Below are 21,114 nucleotides of genomic sequence, written 5' to 3' on the forward strand. Positions count from 1 at the left end.
TATTGTAACTATACATGGATTTTAGTCCAAAAGCATACTTTCAAAAAAATACGGAGGCTGCACCATTAGCAGTCTTTCGTATTTTTTTTGGGATTATGATGCTCTTAAGTATCATTCGTTTCTGGAGTTATGGCTGGATTGATAAATTGTACATCCAACCCAGCTTCTTTTTTTCATATTATGGCTTTGATTTTGTAAAACCGTTGGGGATTTACACCTATGTCATTTTCGCAATCTGCGGAATTTCTGCTCTAATGGTGGCATTGGGATTTAAGTATCGATTAGCTATAATTACCTTTTTTTTAAGTTTTACGTATATAGAATTGATGGATAAGACCACGTATCTTAACCATTACTATTTTATTTCTTTGCTTAGTTTTTTGATGATTTTTTTACCTGCGCATGCATACTTTTCTGTAGATGCCTGGAGGAAGAAAAAATCATTTCAGCAAATTCCTGTATGGACTATTGATGCTGTTAAGTTGTTGTTGGGGATCGTGTATTTTTATGCAGGTTTAGCCAAGTTGAATTCTGATTGGTTGCTGAAAGCGATGCCGTTAAAGATATGGTTGCCATCCAAATATAGTATTCCATTATTGGGAGATTTAATGCAGCAAGAGTGGATACACTATACGTTTAGCTATTTTGGAGCTGTTTATGATTTAACTATTCCATTCTTATTACTCTACAAAAGAACAAGAATTATTGCATTTGTGTTCGTAGTTGCTTTTCATGTATTGACTAGAGTATTGTTCCCGATAGGGATGTTCCCATATATTATGATCGTTAGTACATTGATATTTTTTGATGCAAATATTCATCATAAAATATTGGGAGTAATCGCAAAGATGGCCAAAATCAACAAAGAGATTTTTGACACGGGTAAGTCTTGGATAGGTAATCAGGTACGATCAAGAATAAGTGTGGTTTTATTGTCTGTTTTCTTTGCAATTCAATTACTTTTGCCGTTTCGATATTGGCTATATCCTGGCGAATTGTTTTGGACGGAAGAGGGGTTTCGATTCTCCTGGAGAGTAATGCTTATGGAAAAAGCAGGCTATGCCAATTTTAAAATTGTTGATGGACAAACCGGAAAGCGATTTTATGTAGATAATGATGATTTTCTTACTGCATTTCAGCAAAAACAGATGGCAACACAGCCAGATTTTATATTGCAATATGCACATTATCTAAAACAACATTTTGAAAATCAGGGTCATCAAAATGTTGAAATTTATGTAGAAAGCTATGTCGCACTTAATGGGCGTTTAAGTAGCCCATACATCGACCCAAATGTAGATTTAGGAAAACAAAAAGAATCATTTAAACATAAAACTTGGATTATTCCATTCAAAGATGAGATTAAGGGATTATAACGTATTTTTTGTCATAGTTTTTATTACTGGATTTAGTTATTCACAACATATACTTTCGGGAAAGGTATTGGATCAAAACAATCAAGGTGTGGCAAACGCCGAGATATATAATCAAACTACAGGTGAGCAGACAACTACCTCTACAGATGGTAGTTTTGAATTTACAGATTTGGAAGAAGGAACGTATTTGTTCACTATTTTCAACTATAATTATGAGATTTTAGAAAAGCAGATTACAATCGATAAGAATACCAATTTCGATTTTGTTTTAGCTCCTCTTGGAGAGCAACTTTCAGAAGTATTAATCACCCAACGCAGAGCCAAGATTTTTGGATTGAAGCAACTCAAACCTGTAGAGGGTACTGCCATTTATGCAGGTAAGAAGAGTGAAGTGGTCTTGCTAGAAAATGCATTAGGTAATTTAGCTTCGAACAACGCGAGAGAAATTTATGCACAAGTAGTGGGATTGAATATCTACGAAAACAGCGTAGGAGGATTACAGCTCAATATTGGTGGTAGAGGATTGGATCCTAATCGTACTGCTAATTTCAATACCCGTCAAAATGGATATGATATAAGTGCTGATGTTTTAGGGTACCCAGAAAGTTATTATACTCCACCAGCAGAGGCTTTAAGTGAAATTCAGGTGGTACGTGGAGCAGCATCATTGCAGTATGGAACTCAGTTTGGGGGACTGATCAACTTCAAAATGAAACAACCTAATCCCAACAAGAAAATAGAACTGGTTACCCGCCAATCATATGGTTCTTTTAATGCATTTAGTAGTTTTAATAGCATCGGAGGTACGGTAGGTAAGTTGAGTTATTACACCTATTTTAACTACAAGAGTGGAGATGGGTTCAGGCCTAATTCAGAATATGATTCAAAAAATATCTATGCGCATATTGGATATCAATTAACAGATAACACCAAAATAACCGGAGAGTTTACGTATTTGGATTACCTGGCGCAACAACCAGGAGGTCTGACAGATACTCAGTTTGAGCTTGATCCGGATTTCAGTAATCGTACGCGGAATTGGTTTGATGTAGACTGGAAATTATTCTCCCTTAAATTAGAACATAAATTCTCTGAGAAAACTGATTTTAGTGTCAATCTTTTCGCCTTGGATGCTTCCAGAAAAGCTTTAGGATTTAGAGGAATACCTACAGACCTTAACACCAATCCAATAGCTGCAGTAGACGAAACCGATGTGAATGGTAATTTTATAACACCAAGAGATTTAATTGTTGGTAATTTCAAAAACTGGGGAGCAGAAGCTAGACTTTTGAGTAGATATGATTTCTTGGGCAAAGAATCCGTGTTTTTGATTGGTACCAAATACTATCAGGCAGATAATGATGCCAGACAAGGACCAGGAAGTATAGGAACAGATGCGAATTTTGATTTTCAGAATGATCTTTTTCCAGATTATGCTAATCAATCCACTTTTGATTTTCCTAATCAAAATGTTGCGGTCTTCGGAGAAAACATATTTAATATCACAGATAAATTTTCGGTGACTCCAGGGGCTCGATTTGAATACATTAAGACCGAAGCAGACGGAACCTTCAATAATGTAATATTTGATAATGCTGGTAATCCAATCAATAATACGTTAGAGCGAGATGATGAGACTTTTGAGCGTTCTTTCTTGTTATTAGGTCTGGGAGCTAGCTATAAGTTCAATCCAAGTCTAGAAGCATATGCGAATGTTTCTCAAAACTACAGGTCGGTAACATTTAATGATATTCGAATTGTAAATCCAACCTTTGTTATTCGTCCAGATATTAGTGATGAGGAAGGGTTTACCGCAGATATAGGTATCCGTGGTAAGTTTAATAATACACTTACTTATGATGCAAGTGTTTTTGGATTGTGGTATCAAGACCGGATTGGAGAAGTTTTTAACGATAGAGCTCAACGTGTACGAGGAAACATTGGTGATGCATTTATTTATGGTATTGAAAGTTACATCAACTGGAACATGGCAACTACCTTCTTGGCCGATGATACTGATTATGTGTTGAATGCTTTTACCAATCTAGCTATAACTGATTCTGAATACACCAGATCTGAAGAACCTATCGAGGGCAATAAAGTAGAGTTTATACCACTCATCAACTTGAAAACAGGAATAGGATTTGGATATAAAAATTTTCTAAGTAGTATCCAGTTTACTCATTTGTCAGAACAGTTTACCGAAGTGACCAATGCAGATAGAGGAGTACCAGGAAGTAGAGAAGAAGGAACCTTGGGTAAGATTCCAGCATATTCAATTTTGGATGTTTCTTTTTCTTATACCTATAAGAATTTTAAACTAGAGACAGGAGTCAATAATCTTTTAGACGAGAGTTACTTTACTCAAAGAGCAACAGGATATCCAGGTCCAGGGATCATTCCTTCGGCACCAATTTCGTGGTACGCTACCCTGCAGTTCAAGCTATAGTGGTAAAAGATTAACTTTTGTTTACCCTAAGAATTAACTTTTGTTCAATCTGAAATAAAAGTAGATTTCTATATTTTTGAAGAAATTAACATTTTATGAAAGAGTTTAGTGGGTATGATCAGATGATGTCGGAGTATTATGAAGGTTTATCCAATTATGTATTACCTTTATTGTCATGGGAATTCTACGGAGAATATCATTCTTCCTTGGAAGCATACAAACAAGACCTTTCCGAGCTTAAAAAGATAACCAAGAATTGGGATTTCGAAAAAGACTATCTTTCAGAATTTGTAGACAAGCACTCGGTAGTTGTAGTAACTAGCCCGGAACTAAAGATTGTTTATGCCTCCAGTAATATCACAAAACTTAATGGATATTCACCAAAGGAGGTTATAGGAAATTCTCCGAAAATGTTCCAGGGAAAAGACACTTGTCTTAAAACTTCGGCAAAGATCAGAGCTGCGGTAGACAAATCGGAACCTTTCCAGGTAGCTATATTGAATTATAGAAAAGATCAAACTCCTTATACATGTGTAATAAAAGGGTATCCCGTCCTTAATAAAAAAGGAAAGCTAATTAACTACATAGCTTTTGAAAAGGCCGCTTAGATAATCCCTTTTATTACACCTTATTATTTCTTCTCGTTACCAGTAACGTATTTGTATTTTATAACGTGTTTCTGTTTTTGTATAATATTTTGATAAACAGGTAAATACCCCGTGTTTTTTATAGCGAAATGTACTAGTTTTGTTATACCTTTTTATTTTTCATCCCCAAATGTATTGAGATCAATTAGTATCTGTAACCAATTCATTCATTATGGAAACTGCACAGGAGTATTATAGTTTGGGGTATTCGCATGAGAAAAGCGACCCAGAAAAAGCCATCCAATATTACGAAAAAGCTACACAAATTAATCCGGGATATGTGGACGCATATCTTAATTGGGGTAATGTACTTCTAGATCAGGGGCAAGAAGAAGAGGCAAAAGAAAAATACGAAAAATGCCTGGAGTTAGATCCAAACTACAAATTAGCATATCACAATTTGGGACTTGTACATAGAGCCAATGAACCCCAAAAAGCAATTGATTATTATAAGAAAGTTATAGCATTGGATCCTATGTATGCTGCTGCTTATCAAAGTTTGGGAAATTTATATGATAAAATTGATCTCGAAAAAGCGATTCATTATTATGAAAAAGCAATAGAAATAGACCCCAATAATGTAGGATACTATAATGACCTAGGGAATACCTTATTAGATATGAATAGGTATGACCAGGCTATTGAAAACTATCTTCAATGTATCTATCTAGATAATACGTACAAATTTGCATATTGTAACCTTGGTTATGTTTATGAAAGGAAAAAAGAGTATAAAACAGCCATAACATATTATCATAAAGCAATTGATTTGGACTCAAATTATGTTGATGCATACAATGGTTTGGGGAACGTGTATTTGGCTCAAGAGCGTTATGATGATGCCGAAAAGATGTATAAAAAATGCATTGCACTGGATGCTGGTTTTAGGCATGCACAATATAACATCGGTTTGTTATATACAAGAATAGATAAAATAGCATTGGCGCTCGAACATTATCAAAAAGCCCTTGATATTGACCCTAATTATATTGATGTTTACTCGGGGTGGGGTGGTGTTTTGTTAAAACAAGAAAAGTATGAAGAGGCAAGATCAAAATATCAAAAATGCCTAGAGATTGATCCTACAAATAAGTTGGCATATTCCAGTTTAGGAATTAGCTATCAATCTGAAGACCCTAATAAATCAATATCATACTATGAAAAAGTGCTAGAGATAGATAAACATAATGTTAGCGCATATAACAACATTTACCATAGTATTACCTCACTTAAAGATTACAAAGACAGTTTAAAAAGGTTTCATGATATTGTTGAGCAGTATGATGCTGTAGAAGGATACTGGGCCTTGGGAAATCTTTACCAATATTTCTTGCATGATTTTAACCAAAGTTATGAATGCTATAAAAAAGGACTCAGTAAAGGTGAGGTACAGGATGGTTATCTTGATTTATCCAATTTGTATGATTCAAGAGGTAATCTAAAAGCATCTATAGCCGTACTTGAAGAAGCTTTACAGAAAAAAGATCAGCACATTTATATTCTTCATAATAAGGCCCATTATCTTTTTAAAATGGGAGAATATGAAAAATCCAGGAAATTATGGGCGGATGTGTTAATCCATTATGAAAATGAGTTTAAACAAGATATTAATTTTAAACTAGATGCGCATAACTATTTGTACTATGGGAATATTTATTTTGAATTTTTTGGGGATATAGAAAAAGCAGAAAAGATATTTCTAGAGGGTATCGCCAAAGATGAAAAGAATATTGGGTTATTGTACGCACTTAATCTCGTTTATGCCGAAAAAGATAAACGCGAAATCAATGTAGAATTAAGTAATTATTGGAAACGAAATGCCAATGTAAAGGCAGCCGAAAAAATAATGGATAAACCTTATAGTTTTGCCAATGATTATTTTAAACTGGCAGAATTATATGCTCTCGAAGGCGAAAATGAAAAAGGACATAAGGCAATCAGTGAATACCTGAGCTATGGAGAGCCTAGTGCCAAAGGATTTAATTTACAAGGGCAATTGTTTTTGGCACAAGAAGAATACCTTAAAGCTATTCGTTCTTTTAAAAAAGCGGTAAAACTCGATGAGCATAATTTCGTGCTCTCTAATAATTTGGGGAATGCTTACTTAAGAAATAAGGAATATGCAGCTGCTCGTAATGAATTTGATAAAGTACTAAGAAGAGATCCAAATAATGTAGATGCTTTAATTGGCTTGAGTGAATTGAATCTGAATGGACCTGAAGAAGAACTTAATGAAAAGGTTTTAAGCGAAACGGATAAGTACCTTAGTGATGCCATACAAATAGGAAAATCTGGAAAAGGTTCAAAACAACTTAACCTTTATGAGAACCGAAACTTCGGTACCAAAGAAAAGAAGTATAAAGATTTGAAACTTTCAGACTTATATTATTCTAGAGGATATATCAAAACCAAACAATACGAAAAACACAAATTAGAGATCAATAATTCCTATCTGAAAGATAGTTTGCAATGTTTTAAAAAATCTTTGGATAGCAATCCAGATAACATTAAAGCCAAAACAGCCATAGAAGAGATCAATACATTCATTAAGTCCAAAAGGGATACGAATATTAATGAAAGATCTAGAGCATTACTGGTTTGTAGTATGGCTTTTGTACTGTTTGCTTTTTGCCAGTACTACTTTTATTTCCTACCCAAAAGTACCAGTAGCTATACTCTGGATGAAAAAGGGATTACCTACCTAACAGAGGCATTTTCGTTAAAAGAAAAAGGAGTTAGTGGTATAAAAAGCATTACTGGAGTTCCTTTTAATGACAAATCTACCTTGGTGACAGAAATTCAAAAGATAGTTGCCAAAGATCAAAAGGTAGATATGATCAAAGTCTTGGAGAAAATGGATTTTAAAATGTTAGATTCTGGTACCTCCAATAGTGTTTTATCTGCTGGGTATTATGCATTAATCTCTTTCGGGTCTATTCTGTTTATGATTGCTGGGTTGTACTTGCGTAAGTTGTTGAAAATCAAAGTAGGAGTAATTGAACTCGAAAAAAATAAACCTTCAGAAATTAGTGATATGTCACTTTCAGGAATTGAAAAATAATTAGTGTAGGTATTGTTCTCTAAAAAAGTAAATACAATTATACCGTTCCTATCATTATGTAGTTTAATTTTAAATAAGTAAAGAAGGGGTGAAGTTCATTTTAAATGGATGGGAAATTGCTTACTTTAGTTTTTTTGACAAAAATTCTAAGTTAAGCGTATGATACCAGAAATAGAAAAATTATTAAATGAGCAGATAAAATATGAAGCCAAAGCCTCTGCGCAATATTTATCAATGGCAAGTTGGGCAGATACGAATGGTTATAATGGTGTTGCCAATTTCTTCTATACACAATCAGAAGAAGAACGAGTACATATGACCAAATTGGTGAAATTTATAAATGAAAGAAGTGGTAACGCCGTAATACCAGCTATTGATAAACCCAGAGATGATTTTAAGTCTCTAATGGAATTGTTTGAAGTATTCCTGGAAAGTGAGGAGTTTGTAACAGCAAAAATTAATAATATCATTTATGAATGTTTACAATTTAAAGATTATAACGTTCATAATTTTATGCAATGGTATGTTGCAGAACAATTGGAAGAAGAGGCTACAGCAAGAGATTTGCTAGATAAGTTAAAGATTATAGGGGATGATAAATCAGGTCATTATTTGTTTGATCGTGATATCAATTCTTTCCAACCAGAAGAACCAGCTAACTAATTGTTAATAAGTTAGTAAATAAAGAGAAAGGATTTCTTGCCTAAGGTAGTATTTTTTATATTTTTGCACTTTATTTAGATTTAATAAAAATTACAAAGTGCATAGTACAGATACCCCTTCATTATATTCTCCTTGTGTTTCTATGAATTGCGAAGTTGCCTGTGGTGGCAAAAAGAAAAAATGTTGCAAGAAGTACAAGAAAAAAGGAAAAACGAATTGCAAAAGATGTCCAAAACTTTGATAGAACTAAACATACATTGGTGGATATCCAACTGATGTCAAAAACGGAGATAATTAATTATCTCCGTTTTTTTATGACAAGATTGTAGGTATTGGATAGTAACTTGAAAGATAATTTTTTATTATTGTATATAAAATTCTATGCTATGCGATTGATAATGATTGTTGGATGCTTTTTAGTTGCAGGTCTTCATATGGCAACCGGGCAGGAGTGGCTTACTGATTTTGAAGAGGCAAAAAAAGTAGCTTCAGAAAATGATAAACCTATTGTTTTGGTTTTTGCTGGTTCAGATTGGTGTGTACCATGTATCAAACTTGAAAAACAGATTTTACATACGGGTGAGTTCCAAAAGTACGCAAAGGAACACTACATTCTAATGAAGGCGGATTTTCCAAGAAAGAAAAAAAACCAGTTACCTAAGACGTTGCAAGATCAAAATAACGTTTTAGCAGAAAAGTATAATAGAAGTGGAGGATTCCCATTGGTGGTCGTGTTAGATAAAACCGGAAACAAACTTGGGGAAACTGGTTACAAAAAGGTGTCACCCCAATCGTATATCAAACTTTTAAACTCTATTATTCAATAACGATTTGAAGTTTCTAATTACTCTTGTTATATATTTAGCTAGTTATCCTGCGATGGCACAGCAAATTTATAAGCGTGCTGTTTTATTAATGGGGAGTGATTTTGAGATCACGGTAGTTGCGGAGAACAAAGAATATGCTGATCGATATATAGATGTAGCTATCCAAGAAATTCAAAGGATAGAACAAAAGATATCATCCTGGGATCAAAACTCGTTGACTTCTTCAGTTAACAAGCATGCTGGGATACGCCCTGTTGAGGTAGACAAGGAGCTTTTTGACCTTATTGCAAGATCAATAGCAATATCTAGATTAACCGATGGTGCCTTTGATATTAGTTATGCTTCTATGGATAATATATGGAAGTTTGATGGTACAGTAAACGCTTTGCCTTCATCAGCAGAAATTAAAGCCTCTGTTGCCAATGTTGGGTTTCAAAACATTGAGTTGAATAAAGAAAAAAGAACAGTTTTTTTACCTAAGAAAGGAATGAAAATTGGATTTGGCGCAATTGGTAAAGGATATGCTGCTGATAAAGCTAAAGAATTGCTTATTGCCAACGGTGTAAAAGCAGGCATTATCAATGCCTCTGGTGATATGAGTGCCTGGGGAGTACAACCTAATAAGACGTATTGGAAAGTAGCAATTACCAATCCTTTGAACAAAAAAAATGCTTTTGCCATACTACCTCTTGTGGATCGTGCGGTGGTTACTTCAGGAAATTATGAAAAGTATCTTATCTTAGATGGAAAAAGATATGCGCATATTATTGATCCCCGCACCGGTTACCCTACTGAAAATATCGCAAGTGTAACCGTCTTTGCCCCAAAAGCAGAATTAGCTGATGCATTAGCTACTTCGGTTTTTGTAATGGGAGTAACCACGGGAATGGATAGAATAAATCAATTAGATAATATTGAATGTATTATCATAGATAATGAAGGTAATATACATACCTCCAAAAACATAAAAATAGACCAATGAGTTATAGGTTGTTAGTTTTAGGAATTCTTCTTACCAGCTTGCTGCAGTCGTGTGTAGTGGTAAAAGAATACGAGAAAGTGCAATTGAATGATCCAGATATGGAGTTGGCACTTAAAAAATGTGATCGATTTGAAACCAATTTTCAAGCCTACAGAGAATCAGCCGCCGGTGCTAATGGAGGTAAAACCGGTGGTGGATGTGGTTGCAACTAAACTAATTGTATAGAAAGAATATAACTCTTAAATTTTAGCTTTTGAAACGACTAATTTTGATTATTATCTTATGGAATACGTTTTGTGTTGTAGGACAAGAACAACAAGAAACAGAAAGATATAAAAAAAGAGTTTTGGAATCCACAGAAGTCGATTACCTGATGAGTTATTATACACAAGATGGTAATAATGCTGCTGTAACCGGTGGATTGGGGACAGAAGAACTTACCGATGTAACACCCACCATTGTAGTATCAATTCCTCTCAATGATGACGATGTCTTGATTATAGATTCGAGTGTTTCAGCCTACACCTCGGCTTCATCAAGTAATGTTGACCCTTTTGATACCGAGGGACTTGCTAATCCATTTGTAGCCTCTTCAGGTGCTTCTAGAAATGATGTGTTGACAACCTTTACAGGGACGTATAGTCACAGCAGTGACGATAGAAATAAAGTATGGTCAGTTAATGCTTCCATAGCCAACGAATACGACTATTTCTCGGTAGGTTTCGGTGGTAGTTATGCCTATTTATTTAATGAAAAGAATACCGAAGTTAGTATTAAAGCTAACGTCTTCCTAGATACCTGGAATGCAATTTATCCTTCAGAATTAAGGGATAATCCAGCATTTATTGAGTTTGATGACGAATCCCGAAACTCCTATTCGCTTGGGTTTGGCTTCTCTCAGATTTTATCCAAAAAACTTCAGGGTTCTTTGTCTTTAGATCTCATACAACAAGAAGGATTACTTTCTACTCCTTTTCAAAGAGTACTGTTTGCCGATGTCGCGGATCAGGTGGTTCAGGAATTTACTTTGGGTGATGATGTAGAAAGATTACCGGATACCCGATTCAAAATTGCTATGGGGGGTAGACTGCATTATTATGTCAATGAATATGTTGCTGTGCGCACGTTTTATAGATATTATACTGATGATTGGGGGATCAATTCCCATACGGCTAGTATCGAATTACCTATAAAAATTACAGATAAGTTTACCGTATATCCAAGTTATCGTTTTTATCATCAAACCGAAGCAGATTATTTCGCACCATTTAATGAGCATTTATCTATTCAAGAATTTTATACTTCTGATTTTGATTTATCAGATTTTAATGCAAATCAGTATGGTGTTGGGATAAGCTATACTGATATTTTTGCCAAAGCACATATTTGGAAATTTGGACTGAAGAGTATTGATTTTAGGTATAGATACTACGAACGAAACTCTGGGCTGGATGCTAATTTATTCTCAGGAGGTTTTAGTTTCGAAATGGATTAGAATACATCCAGCAAGTTTCGGGTTTACTAGAAGTGTATACGAATGTACTTTTGTAAGGTTTCAAATAGAAAAAAATGACACCACAGAATAGTATTAATTACAACCGTATAGCGGAGGCGATTAAGTATATCAGAGAAAACTTCAAACAACAACCCGATTTGCATGAAATTGCGAGTAAGGTGCATCTCAGTCCGTTTCATTTTCAAAGATTATTCACAGAATGGGTTGGAGTAAGCCCTAAAAAATTCCTGCAGTTCATAAGCATCGAGCACGCAAAGCAGGTGCTAAAGAATAATGCCTCAACTTTGTTCGATACGGCTTTTGAGACAGGACTTTCCGGAACAGGAAGATTACACGATATGTTTATCAATATTGAAGGGATGACCCCTGGAGAATATAAAAATGAAGGTCAAAATCTAGAAGTCAACTATAATTTTTACGATACTAATTTCGGGACCATTCTGGTGGGATCTACAAGCAAAGGAATTTGCCATATGGCATTTACTGAAGATCGAGATGAAGGATTTGCTGTATTACAGAAAAGGTTTTGTAGAGCACAATTCAACCAAACTACAGATCCTATACAAGAAAATGCACTACATATTTTTACCAAAGATTGGAAACAACAGGACCAGATAAAACTTCATTTAAAAGCTACCGATTTTCAAATTAAAGTATGGAGTACACTGCTTAAAATTCCTAAAGGAGGATTGGCAACATATAGTGATGTTGCTAATCATATCGATAACCCAGGAGCTGTAAGAGCTGTTGGGACTGCGACCGGACAAAACCCAGTGGCTTTTTTAATCCCTTGTCATCGAGTGATTAGAGCATCTGGAGATTTTGGACAATACCATTGGGGAAGTGTTAGGAAAATAGCAATTATCGGCTGGGAGGCCGCTAATGTGTAGCATACATTGAGCAATAATCGGGTGGTATACGAGAGCGTTAAGGTTCATCTTTGTAAGAGAACTTTAAAATTATAGCGATGAATACTACATTTAGAATTGTGCCATTATCAAAAGAGTATGTTTCAAGAATTAAAGCTACCAAAATAGATGCGTATGGCTATCCCGTTGTTGAACAACTTGCAAGTGGATATGGTCCTTGTCGATTTTCATTAAAACCCTTTGAACCGGGGAAGGACAAAAGGCTATTACTGAGACATAGTCCATTTGAAATTGCAAATGCATTTGACCAACCGGGCCCTATTTTTATTCATAAAGAAGAAGTAACACCGTATCAAAATATCCATGTTTTTCCTCCAGAGATTAAGGCAGATACCAAAAACTTTCCATTAACATTGATTGGATATAATGAAGATCAAAAAATGGTATTTACGCAATTGGTCAAGGATGATGATGTGGATATATTAATTTCGCAAATCTTTGAAGAGCACAAAGAAGTATCTTATCTACATGCCAGAAATGCCGAGGCAGGTTGTTACATCTGCAAAATCGAAAGAGCATAAAGTGAATATTAATAAAAAAGGGAACACATAAAAACAGCGTTCCCTTTTTGCCATGTAGCTTTAGAGGTAATCCACGAGCATTTTATAGTGTAACGTTTCAAAAAAGAATAACCCTACCCCTTAAAGGTCATTTTTTTAATTTTTTCATTTTTAGTCAGTTGCAAAAAGGATTAAGTTTTTTTTATGAGAAGTATCCAAATTGTTTTTCTACTTTAGAGCATCACCTAATTCTTATTAATATAACAAATCATCAAAATGAAACGAACAATCACTTTATTAGTAATGTGTATGGCATTTGCTTTTTGCCAAGCACAAGAATCAGACTACGCTCTTGTAGAAAAAACTGTACGTTATTACCTGGATGGAGGTACCAATAATGATTTTGAGACCTTAAAAAAGGCATTTCACGAAACGGCTACGATGAAATTTATAGGGGACGAATACAAAGAAGTGAATGCACTTGAGTTTTTTGGAAAAATGAAACCAGGTCCCAAACAAAATAGAAAAACAAGAATTGATTATATCAATGTTTCTGGGCATGCTGCCAATGCAAAATTAGAAATTGAATACCCAAATTTCACCTTCATTGATTATATGAATCTGCTAAAGATCAATGGAGAATGGAAAATCGTGAATAAGATTTTTTATAAGAAAACACAAGACTTAGCTTCTAAGTAGAACTATCAAGTATTTTTCCAATTTTTAAGAAACGATATCAATGATTTTTAGACAATATCTTTGGGTTGCACTTTTACTAGTGACAACGAGCTATGCCTATTCACAAAATAAGGGGACATATCTAAAACAGAAGGCGCCAGGAACAACTCCAGAAATTTTTGCTCCCGGAATTATTTCTAATGAAAATGAGTATGAATTTGGTTCTGTGTTTTCAAAAAATGGAGAAGAATTTTTTTATGGTGTAGACACAGGCAATAGATCAGAAATAAGATATACCCGAAAGGAAAAAGACTCTTGGACTACTCCAAAAATAATAGTTGCACACGAGGTTTACGGTTTTAATGATCCCTTTTTATCTCCAGACGAAAACAGACTTTATTATATTTCTAATCGACCTTTAGACGGAAAAGGAGAGGGCAAAGATTATGATATTTGGTATTCTGTTCGGGAAAAGGATGGTTGGTCGTCACCAATAAATGCAGGACCGAATATTAATACCAAAGCCAACGAGTATTATATATCGTTTACTGCTGAGGGAACGATGTATTTTAGTTCTAATAAAAATACTACCCAGGATGAGGGACACAATTTTGATATTTACAGTGCAGCTTATCACAACAATGAATTTCAAAAACCAATAAAGTTGAGTGATGCCATCAATACCAAAGCTTATGAGGCAGATGTTTTTGTAGCTTTAGATGAGTCATACGTAATTTTTTGTGCTACTAGAAAAGACGGTTTAGGTAGAGGAGATTTGTACATAAGTTTTAAGCAAGAAGGCGGTAGCTGGACAAAGGCTAAAAATATGGGAGCATTGATAAATACCAAAAATCATGAGCTCTGTCCTTTTGTGAGTAATGATGGTAAATATTTGTTTTACACCAGTAATAGAGATATTTATTGGGTGGATGCTAAAATTTTGGATAGTTACAGATAAAAAGTAAGTTATGAGAATAGATATTTCTTAAAAAATTGTGAAAAGATATTCAAAAGTATAGATGTGGATACGTTAAAAAACACTAAATTTAAACTAGATTAAATTCGGAGCTTATGAAAGTTAATGTTGTTTTTTTAGGGGTATTGATGTTTTTTACATTGCATTTCGCTAATGCTAGTACCACCGATAGCAAGATGTTATCCTTTGATCAGGAAAACCCGGAAGAATTGGTAGGAAAGTGGATGATGGATGGAGATGATGAGACCTATATAGAATTAAATTCAGACGGAACAGCTACAGAAAAATCTATAGGAGAACCAATGAAAAGGTTCTGGTCTGTAAAAAATGATAAACTTTGTTTAAAAGCTTCTGAAAAACGAAACGGTGCAGAAATGTGTATAGAATTTATGCTTAACCAGGATGTACTTGTGCTCACCATGGATAACATGAAACTACCGTACACGAGATATAGAGGGCATTAGTTTCTTAACTACTGATTGATTCAGAAGAACAAAGTAGTGTTTTTAGAATGATCCGCTTGGTTTAAAAATCATTTTGGTTTATTATACAATCCAGAATTTCTTTTTGAATGATATACGCGCTTTATAAAAGCAGTCCTCATATAGCATGTATACCCATAGAAAAATAATGTACAGGAGCTAATTTTTCTTTTTTTTCTAAATATTGTCCAAATAAAAGATCAATGTTCGTCATAATGGTGTAAAAAATATAAACCATTAAAAAAACAAACACATGAAAGAATTTATGTTTCTCTTTAGAGGAGGAGATGAGGTATGGGATACCAAATCTCCAGAAGAACAACAAGAACACATGCAACATTGGCAACAATGGATCGGTGAAATTGCAGAACAGGGTAAATTTGTAAGTGGAGAAAGATTACTAACTCAAGGAAAAACCGTGGTGAACAAAGGAACAAGTGTCATTGATCGTCCTTTAACCGAGGGTAAGGAACTTGTTGGAGGATATCTAAGGATAAAAGCAGATTCAATCGAAGAGGCGACAGAAATGGCCAAAGGATGTCCAGGTTTTCATTGGGATGCTTCTGGAGTTGAAGTACGTGAAGTATGGCCTGAACATTAAATCATTTTGTTATGAGTGATTTTTTATTAATTATAAGAGGAGGGCAAGAATTGCATGCCCAAAATTCTCCTGAAGAAATGCAACAACATATGGAGGATTGGCAAGATTGGATGAATACCTTGGCAAAGGAGGAAAAATTGCTAGGAGGTCAACCTTTGATGAATGAGGGGAAAACCTTGTTGGATTTTGGTAAAAAAGTGATTGATCGGCCCCTTGCCGAAGGTAAGGAGCTTGTAGGCGGATACCTATTGATCAAAGCCGAGTCTTTGGATAGTGCTACTGAAATTGCTAAAAAATGTCCGAGTATTACCTACAATTGTAGTGTCGAGGTTCGAGAAATAAGTCCGATGTAATTCATTTGGATAATTACAATAACATAGAAGCTACGGTAAACCATCTTTTTAGAAAAGAATCTGGAAAGATGGTTGCTGTTTTGATCAAGATCTTTGGAACAGAAAATATAGAACTGGCCGAAGATGTGGTACAAGATGCTTTACTAAAGGCATTAGAGACCTGGAAATATAGAGGGCTTCCGGATAACCCCAGTGCGTGGTTGTATCGTACGGCAAAGAATAGAGCTATCGATATCATCCGACGAAATAAACATAGCCGGGTTATTGATTTTTCGGATCCTCAGCGGCAATTGTTAACATCTAATTATACCCTGGGCGCGACTATGGATACCTATTGGCAAGAAGATAGTATAAAAGATGATTTCCTGGCGATGATGTTTGCCTGTTGTCACCCCAATATTTCTCCAGAAAACCAAATTACCTTTATTCTTAAGTCTTTATGTGGATTCAGTACCAAAGAAGTTGCAAAAGCTTTTTTGACTGGCGAAGATACCGTTTCAAAACGTTTGTATCGCACCAAAGAGTACTTCAGAAAACACAAGATTAAACCCCAAATACCCAAACCAGATCAGATTGTTTTGCGAACCAATACGGTGTTGAGTGCCATTTATTTGATGTTCAACGAGGGATATAATTCTACACATTCCAATGACCTCATTCGAAAAGATTTAATTGGTCAGGCCATGTTATTATGTCGCTCTCTATTTTCTGAAGAAAGAACAGCCCTGCCACAAGTATATGCGTTGATGGCTCTAATGTGTTTTCATGCTACAAGATTAGATAGTCGTTTAGGGAGCGACGGAGAATTGATTCTTTTGGATAAACAAGACAGGAAACTTTGGGACCCATCTTTGATCGACTCTGGGAAATTGTACATGAATAAAGCGTCTTTTGGAAATCAGTTGTCTACCTATCATCTGGAAGCTGCAATAGCCTATGAACACTGTAGTGCTAGGCAATACGAAAATACCAATTGGAAAAAGATTTTAGAGTATTACGATATTCTTCTGAAACTAGCTTTTGATCCCGTTGTATTTCTAAATCGTGCCTTGGTTATTCTTGAACTGTACGGGCCACTAGAAGCTCTAAAAGCGATTGATCATATCAAAAACAAAAAACAATTACAAGGGTATTACCTTTATCATGCAGCTTTGGGAGAGATTAATAAAAGACTACGGCAATTGGACAAGGCAATCGCCCATTTTGAAAATGCCATTGCTTTGACCGGATCCAAGCAAGAAAAGCAACTACTCGAAGGCAAAATTCAAGAAATGATGAAGTCAATTCAATCCAAATAAAAGAGATGTTGATAAAAATAAATACAGGTTACGGGAACCCGTAGTTTCTGTATTGAATATTTAAGTATGTTCGTTGCTTAGCTACGTTTTACTAAAAATATGGTTAATGGGGAATGACCATGTTTAAATGGCACTAAGTAATATATTTAATGAAGAAATTGTTGTCATCCTTTTTTGAGGAGTGGTTTTTGATCAATGGATCCAGAAATCATCAGGATACTATTTTTATTACCTCTACAGACAATGCTACTGGGAGAACTATAATGATCGAAGAAAATGAGTATAATGTTTGGGTGTATTTGCTGCGATCGGACAAAGGAGGAATTGACTTTAAAGGCTTTCTGTGCACTGTAATTAATCCCAAAAAAAATGATGCTTCTATACAAGAAAAACCGGTTGCAGATACTTTGTTGCCTTCTTCAATAGTTAATTCGTTTGGATATATAAAAAACATTAGAAAAAAACATATTTCGATACATTGGCAACCAGACTATGTTTCTGTTCTTGTAAAAAATAAAGTATATCTCATTATGGATATTGTCTCAAAGGTGAGTTATTCAAAAGGTCTCGCCGAAGATTGCGAATACGGAAAATGTTTGGAGGGCTAAAAAAAATGACGGCTACACGTACTGCTTATTCAGTGTAACCGTCCTTAGTTATTTCGTTTTGTTTCCATTACCTGTGAATTGCGTAACTACAAGATGCTGGAAGTTCTTTTAAAAAGTTAATAAATGGTTTAAAGTCCAATCCGAATGTAAAGTTTAAAGTTTTCATACGCTATTAATTTTAATTATTTGTATTATTTGGTTTATATGAATCAATAGCTGTGCCAAACTTTTAAATACTTGATTATTAATTGTTTATATTGAATTTCTGTTCTCTAGGATTTAAGCGAATATATTTTAATTCGTGTTTATTCTAGGATGTAGATCAATCTACCATCCATATGATCTGCTACTCTCCCGTAGGCAATCAAAGAAGCTCCTATAGTCCATCGATTTGCAATACGATACCAAAAAGAATAACGTTGATATACATCATTGGGTTGTAATGTCTCAGGATGGGTAATATAGATTCCAAACTGTTGAAGAAAATAGAAATTACCTACCGAAAAATGATGTCCTGCCGTAATAGCTGAAGAAAACGCAGATTCATTTATTCCTTCGTTTTCTGCTCGCTTTTCATCAGACCAATCATACCATAGTTCTGCTCCCAGATTAAAGCCGTTTATTCGGGATAAAGGCTTGAGAGCTCCTCCCAATACTCCGAATAGGGGATGATTGGATGCCTCGGCTTCACGATCAGAAGATCTTAAACTAGCAAAACCACCAAGGTAGTAGCTCCAAGAGGTAGCATATTTTTTTAATTCATCTGGTTTAGGAGCTAGTTTATAATCACCTATCACCTTATCAACACCAAGGGATAGTGTGGGGAAGTTCATTCCTTTATTAGGTTGTTTTTGCCCTCCATTCGAAATGTGGTTATAATTTGCATTAAGATTAATGGCATAACCATTTTTGAAATGATAATTGAGATTGAGGGATAGGGCCAGATAAAAACTCAAATTGGTACTAAAAAGTAGATTGTCTGGATTGGTTTCTTCATCAAAAATAGTATCTAGATATGTCGCTCCGATAGATCCTCTAAGAGAGAATTTTAATGGTCCTTGGTAAATAAAATAAGGCTCAACAAAATAGATGAGGTTATATGAATTCCCCAATACATCAGGGTTTGCATAGTTGAAATAGGCAAAAGCAAAACCCGTTTTTCCATAGCAGAAACAAGTTTTCCAGGCTTTATCACTGGTTTTGAGCTTACTTATTTCAATTTGTAATCCAAATGGATTGGTTTGAGAAATGGGTTTTAGGTCGGGAGTATGAGCAATAATAAAACCGTAGTGTGATTTTACACCATAAAATTTTAAGTCCGATTGGGCATTTACAATGCTATAAGTGCCTAATATGATGCAGAGCAAAATAATTCTAAGCATACCTCTATATATGTACAAATAAGGTACTTAAAATTTAGGTGGCGATAAAATTAATCAGGTAATAAAATGATAAATATGCTCAGGATTAAGTTTTTTCCTTGGTAGAAACGAGGAAAAAAGATAAAAAGACCTCAATCAATTCGAAAAGTCTGTAATTAAAACACTTCCACTGTTACCGTATTGTGACCAATTACATTTTTCACAATTAATATTTTTTAGTACTCTCTTTTACGGTTGGCCCATGTGTTAATTGAGAGTGAAGACTTTACTTTATGGTAAAGGCCTTTTTAGTCTACGCGGCAATATCATTACCGCTCTCTTCGTATTTTCCTACCATCAATGAAGCCAGTAGCGACCTGGAATCAAATTGAATAAAAATAGGATTTTGTTGTTTGAAGGTATTCAGTATAGTTTGTAAACCTGATTCGTGAAAATGTACTAAAAACGTTTTGTCTGCTTTCAGTTTGTTTTTAGGAAGTGCCTTATCATTTTTGATAATCCCCAGGCAACCTAAATACTTTGAATTTTCCCCATACAAGTACACATACCCCATTTGGTAACCTCCACCTTCTGCATAGTTGCTAATAATCTTAATGTTATAGCTTTCTATTTTGTGTGTAAAAACCATTTTGGTATTGCTTTTTTTAGAATTAATGATTGTTTGTTTTATTTGTATCATCAATATTTGTTCCAAAGTTATTGGATATAGCTTTTACGCGGTAGAGGGAAAACACGGATTTTCACCAGGGGGTATTTCCCTTTTCTATCAATTATTTAAACATTTTTAAGGATTCTGTGATTAAAACACTTTGGTAAAGTAGAAACCTAAACCATAGCTATCGTTGTATTGAGGAGCAAATGCTACTCCTTTTAATTTTTTAAATGGATTCCAATCGAATAAGTATTCAAAATGGTACACTACTTTGGTTGCCAAAATACCAATTCCAGCTCCTACTAATACATCTGATAAGTAATGCGCATTGTTCATCATTCGTAAAGCACCAGTCATCACTGCAAAAGCGTATCCACTATATGCTAAAGCCGGGCTTGTATCTTTGAACTCTTCATACAGTACGCTGGCAGTAGTAAAGGCAGTGGTGGTATGTCCAGATGGAAAGGAGTTGGCATGTGTGGAGTTTTCTGCATAATCCCCAGGTCTTTTTTTATAAATTTCCTTTTTTAGAAGGGTAGAGGTACCGTTACTCAATAAAGAAGATAAAACCAAAATCTTTGTTTGGTCAAACCAATGATTTTGAGCCTTAACTCCCAAAATATCTGCAGTATACATTTGTACTACAGGGATATACCTGGTATAATCATCTATTTTGGTATTAAAATCATTACCGATTGAACTTCGCAAATCTTTTTGTAAGGATTGTTCAAAATCGTTGGTAGACAATAAAACTCCAGTGGTTATTAATGCAATAGGGACTAACCTACCAGTAAGTTTCTTTTTCTTTACTGATTGTTCGGTTTGGTAGTATTTTGTAAAATCATTTTTATGTTCTGATTTGGGAGTCAATTGGGCAATAGAAGTATGACAACAAAGGCATACAAGCCATAGGGATATAATTTTTTTCATAGCGATTCATTTTGGGGACTTACGCAGTGTGATCAATGATCAATAGAAATATACAAGTTTTGCTTTAAAAAAATGTTAATAAATCGAGTTTTGTTAATAAATAATTAACTTTTCTTGATAAAACTACGCTTTTTGTCGATAAATAACGTTTTTTAACGATGTTTATTGTCGCCTTATACTGAAATCCAGATATTCTTTATATCA

Annotated in this window: 21 protein-coding genes; 18 read left to right on the forward strand and 3 right to left on the reverse strand. The window is 34.7% G+C overall.

The genetic code is table 11. The features are described 5' to 3' along the window. The first annotated feature begins 14 nt into the window (after positions 1-14). From ACXAGJ_RS18980 to ACXAGJ_RS19065, 18 genes are all read left to right on the forward strand, one after another. Positions 15-1,376 carry an HTTM domain-containing protein gene (locus ACXAGJ_RS18980; protein WP_474841999.1) on the forward strand — a complete coding sequence of 454 codons (1,362 nt, stop codon included), beginning with the start codon at positions 15-17 and terminating at the stop codon, positions 1,374-1,376. Further along, a complete protein-coding gene (locus tag ACXAGJ_RS18985; protein ID WP_474842001.1) occupies positions 1,357-3,825 on the forward strand; it encodes a TonB-dependent receptor domain-containing protein in 2,469 nt (822 codons plus the stop codon). Before ACXAGJ_RS18980 ends, ACXAGJ_RS18985 begins: the two co-directional genes overlap by 20 nt. A 95-nt stretch (positions 3,826-3,920) precedes the next feature. Continuing rightward, positions 3,921-4,433 carry a PAS domain-containing protein gene (locus ACXAGJ_RS18990; protein ID WP_474842003.1) on the forward strand — a complete coding sequence of 171 codons (513 nt, stop codon included), beginning with the start codon at positions 3,921-3,923 and terminating at the stop codon, positions 4,431-4,433. A gap of 211 nt (positions 4,434-4,644) precedes the next feature. Continuing rightward, positions 4,645-7,533: a tetratricopeptide repeat protein gene (locus tag ACXAGJ_RS18995; RefSeq protein ID WP_474842005.1), complete on the forward strand. Its 2,889-nt coding sequence runs from the start codon at positions 4,645-4,647 to the stop codon at positions 7,531-7,533. Positions 7,534-7,692: 159 nt separating this feature from the next. Continuing rightward, positions 7,693-8,196, forward strand: coding sequence for a ferritin (locus ACXAGJ_RS19000; protein WP_474842007.1), 504 nt, complete (start codon positions 7,693-7,695; stop codon positions 8,194-8,196). Positions 8,197-8,582: 386 nt separating this feature from the next. Beyond that, positions 8,583-9,023, forward strand: a complete 441-nt coding sequence (locus tag ACXAGJ_RS19005) for a thioredoxin family protein (RefSeq protein WP_474842009.1) — start codon at positions 8,583-8,585, stop codon at positions 9,021-9,023. Positions 9,024-9,075: 52 nt separating this feature from the next. After that, positions 9,076-10,005, forward strand: coding sequence for an FAD:protein FMN transferase (locus ACXAGJ_RS19010; protein WP_474842011.1), 930 nt, complete (start codon positions 9,076-9,078; stop codon positions 10,003-10,005). Next, positions 10,002-10,217: a DUF4266 domain-containing protein gene (locus tag ACXAGJ_RS19015; protein WP_474842013.1), complete on the forward strand. Its 216-nt coding sequence runs from the start codon at positions 10,002-10,004 to the stop codon at positions 10,215-10,217. The genes ACXAGJ_RS19010 and ACXAGJ_RS19015 overlap by 4 nt, the downstream gene beginning before the upstream one ends. Positions 10,218-10,258: 41 nt before the next feature. After that, positions 10,259-11,500, forward strand: a complete 1,242-nt coding sequence (locus ACXAGJ_RS19020) for a DUF3570 domain-containing protein (RefSeq protein WP_474842015.1) — start codon at positions 10,259-10,261, stop codon at positions 11,498-11,500. A gap of 74 nt (positions 11,501-11,574) precedes the next feature. Continuing rightward, positions 11,575-12,411, forward strand: coding sequence for a bifunctional helix-turn-helix domain-containing protein/methylated-DNA--[protein]-cysteine S-methyltransferase (locus ACXAGJ_RS19025; RefSeq protein ID WP_474842017.1), 837 nt, complete (start codon positions 11,575-11,577; stop codon positions 12,409-12,411). A gap of 77 nt (positions 12,412-12,488) precedes the next feature. Then, positions 12,489-12,971: a DUF1203 domain-containing protein gene (locus tag ACXAGJ_RS19030; protein WP_474842019.1), complete on the forward strand. Its 483-nt coding sequence runs from the start codon at positions 12,489-12,491 to the stop codon at positions 12,969-12,971. Between the two features lie 255 nt (positions 12,972-13,226). Beyond that, positions 13,227-13,649, forward strand: a complete 423-nt coding sequence (locus tag ACXAGJ_RS19035) for a nuclear transport factor 2 family protein (protein ID WP_474842020.1) — start codon at positions 13,227-13,229, stop codon at positions 13,647-13,649. Positions 13,650-13,689: 40 nt separating this feature from the next. Further along, entirely contained in the window at positions 13,690-14,586 is an 897-nt protein-coding gene (locus ACXAGJ_RS19040; RefSeq protein ID WP_474842022.1) for a hypothetical protein, read from the forward strand. Positions 14,587-14,699: 113 nt separating this feature from the next. Next, complete coding sequence (locus ACXAGJ_RS19045) at positions 14,700-15,068, forward strand: lipocalin family protein (protein ID WP_474842024.1); 369 nt, start codon at positions 14,700-14,702, stop codon at positions 15,066-15,068. Between the two features lie 271 nt (positions 15,069-15,339). Continuing rightward, on the forward strand, positions 15,340-15,687 hold the full coding sequence (locus tag ACXAGJ_RS19050) for a YciI family protein (protein ID WP_474842026.1): 348 nt from the start codon (positions 15,340-15,342) through the stop codon (positions 15,685-15,687). Between the two features lie 11 nt (positions 15,688-15,698). Next, the gene (locus tag ACXAGJ_RS19055) at positions 15,699-16,040 is read left to right on the forward strand and encodes a YciI family protein (RefSeq protein WP_474842028.1); all 342 of its coding nucleotides are present in this window, start codon (positions 15,699-15,701) and stop codon (positions 16,038-16,040) included. 5 nt (positions 16,041-16,045) lie between these two features. Continuing rightward, the gene (locus tag ACXAGJ_RS19060; protein WP_474842030.1) at positions 16,046-17,338 is read left to right on the forward strand and encodes an RNA polymerase sigma factor; all 1,293 of its coding nucleotides are present in this window, start codon (positions 16,046-16,048) and stop codon (positions 17,336-17,338) included. 149 nt (positions 17,339-17,487) lie between these two features. Then, a complete protein-coding gene (locus tag ACXAGJ_RS19065) occupies positions 17,488-17,946 on the forward strand; it encodes a hypothetical protein (protein WP_474842032.1) in 459 nt (152 codons plus the stop codon). Positions 17,947-18,251: 305 nt separating this feature from the next. On the opposite strand, the gene ACXAGJ_RS19070 is transcribed toward ACXAGJ_RS19065, so the two are convergent. From ACXAGJ_RS19070 to ACXAGJ_RS19080, 3 genes are all read right to left on the reverse strand, one after another. Next, positions 18,252-19,328, reverse strand: a complete 1,077-nt coding sequence (locus ACXAGJ_RS19070) for an acyloxyacyl hydrolase (RefSeq protein ID WP_474842034.1) — start codon at positions 19,326-19,328, stop codon at positions 18,252-18,254. A 292-nt stretch (positions 19,329-19,620) separates the two neighbouring features. After that, positions 19,621-19,956 (reverse strand): hypothetical protein, encoded by a 336-nt coding sequence (locus ACXAGJ_RS19075; RefSeq protein WP_474842036.1) that lies wholly within the window; start codon positions 19,954-19,956, stop codon positions 19,621-19,623. Between the two features lie 171 nt (positions 19,957-20,127). Further along, positions 20,128-20,910, reverse strand: a complete 783-nt coding sequence (locus ACXAGJ_RS19080) for a phosphatase PAP2 family protein (RefSeq protein ID WP_474842038.1) — start codon at positions 20,908-20,910, stop codon at positions 20,128-20,130. Between the last annotated feature and the right edge of the window lie 204 nt (positions 20,911-21,114).

Source organism: Aquimarina sp. AWH4_224, assembly GCF_056160245.1.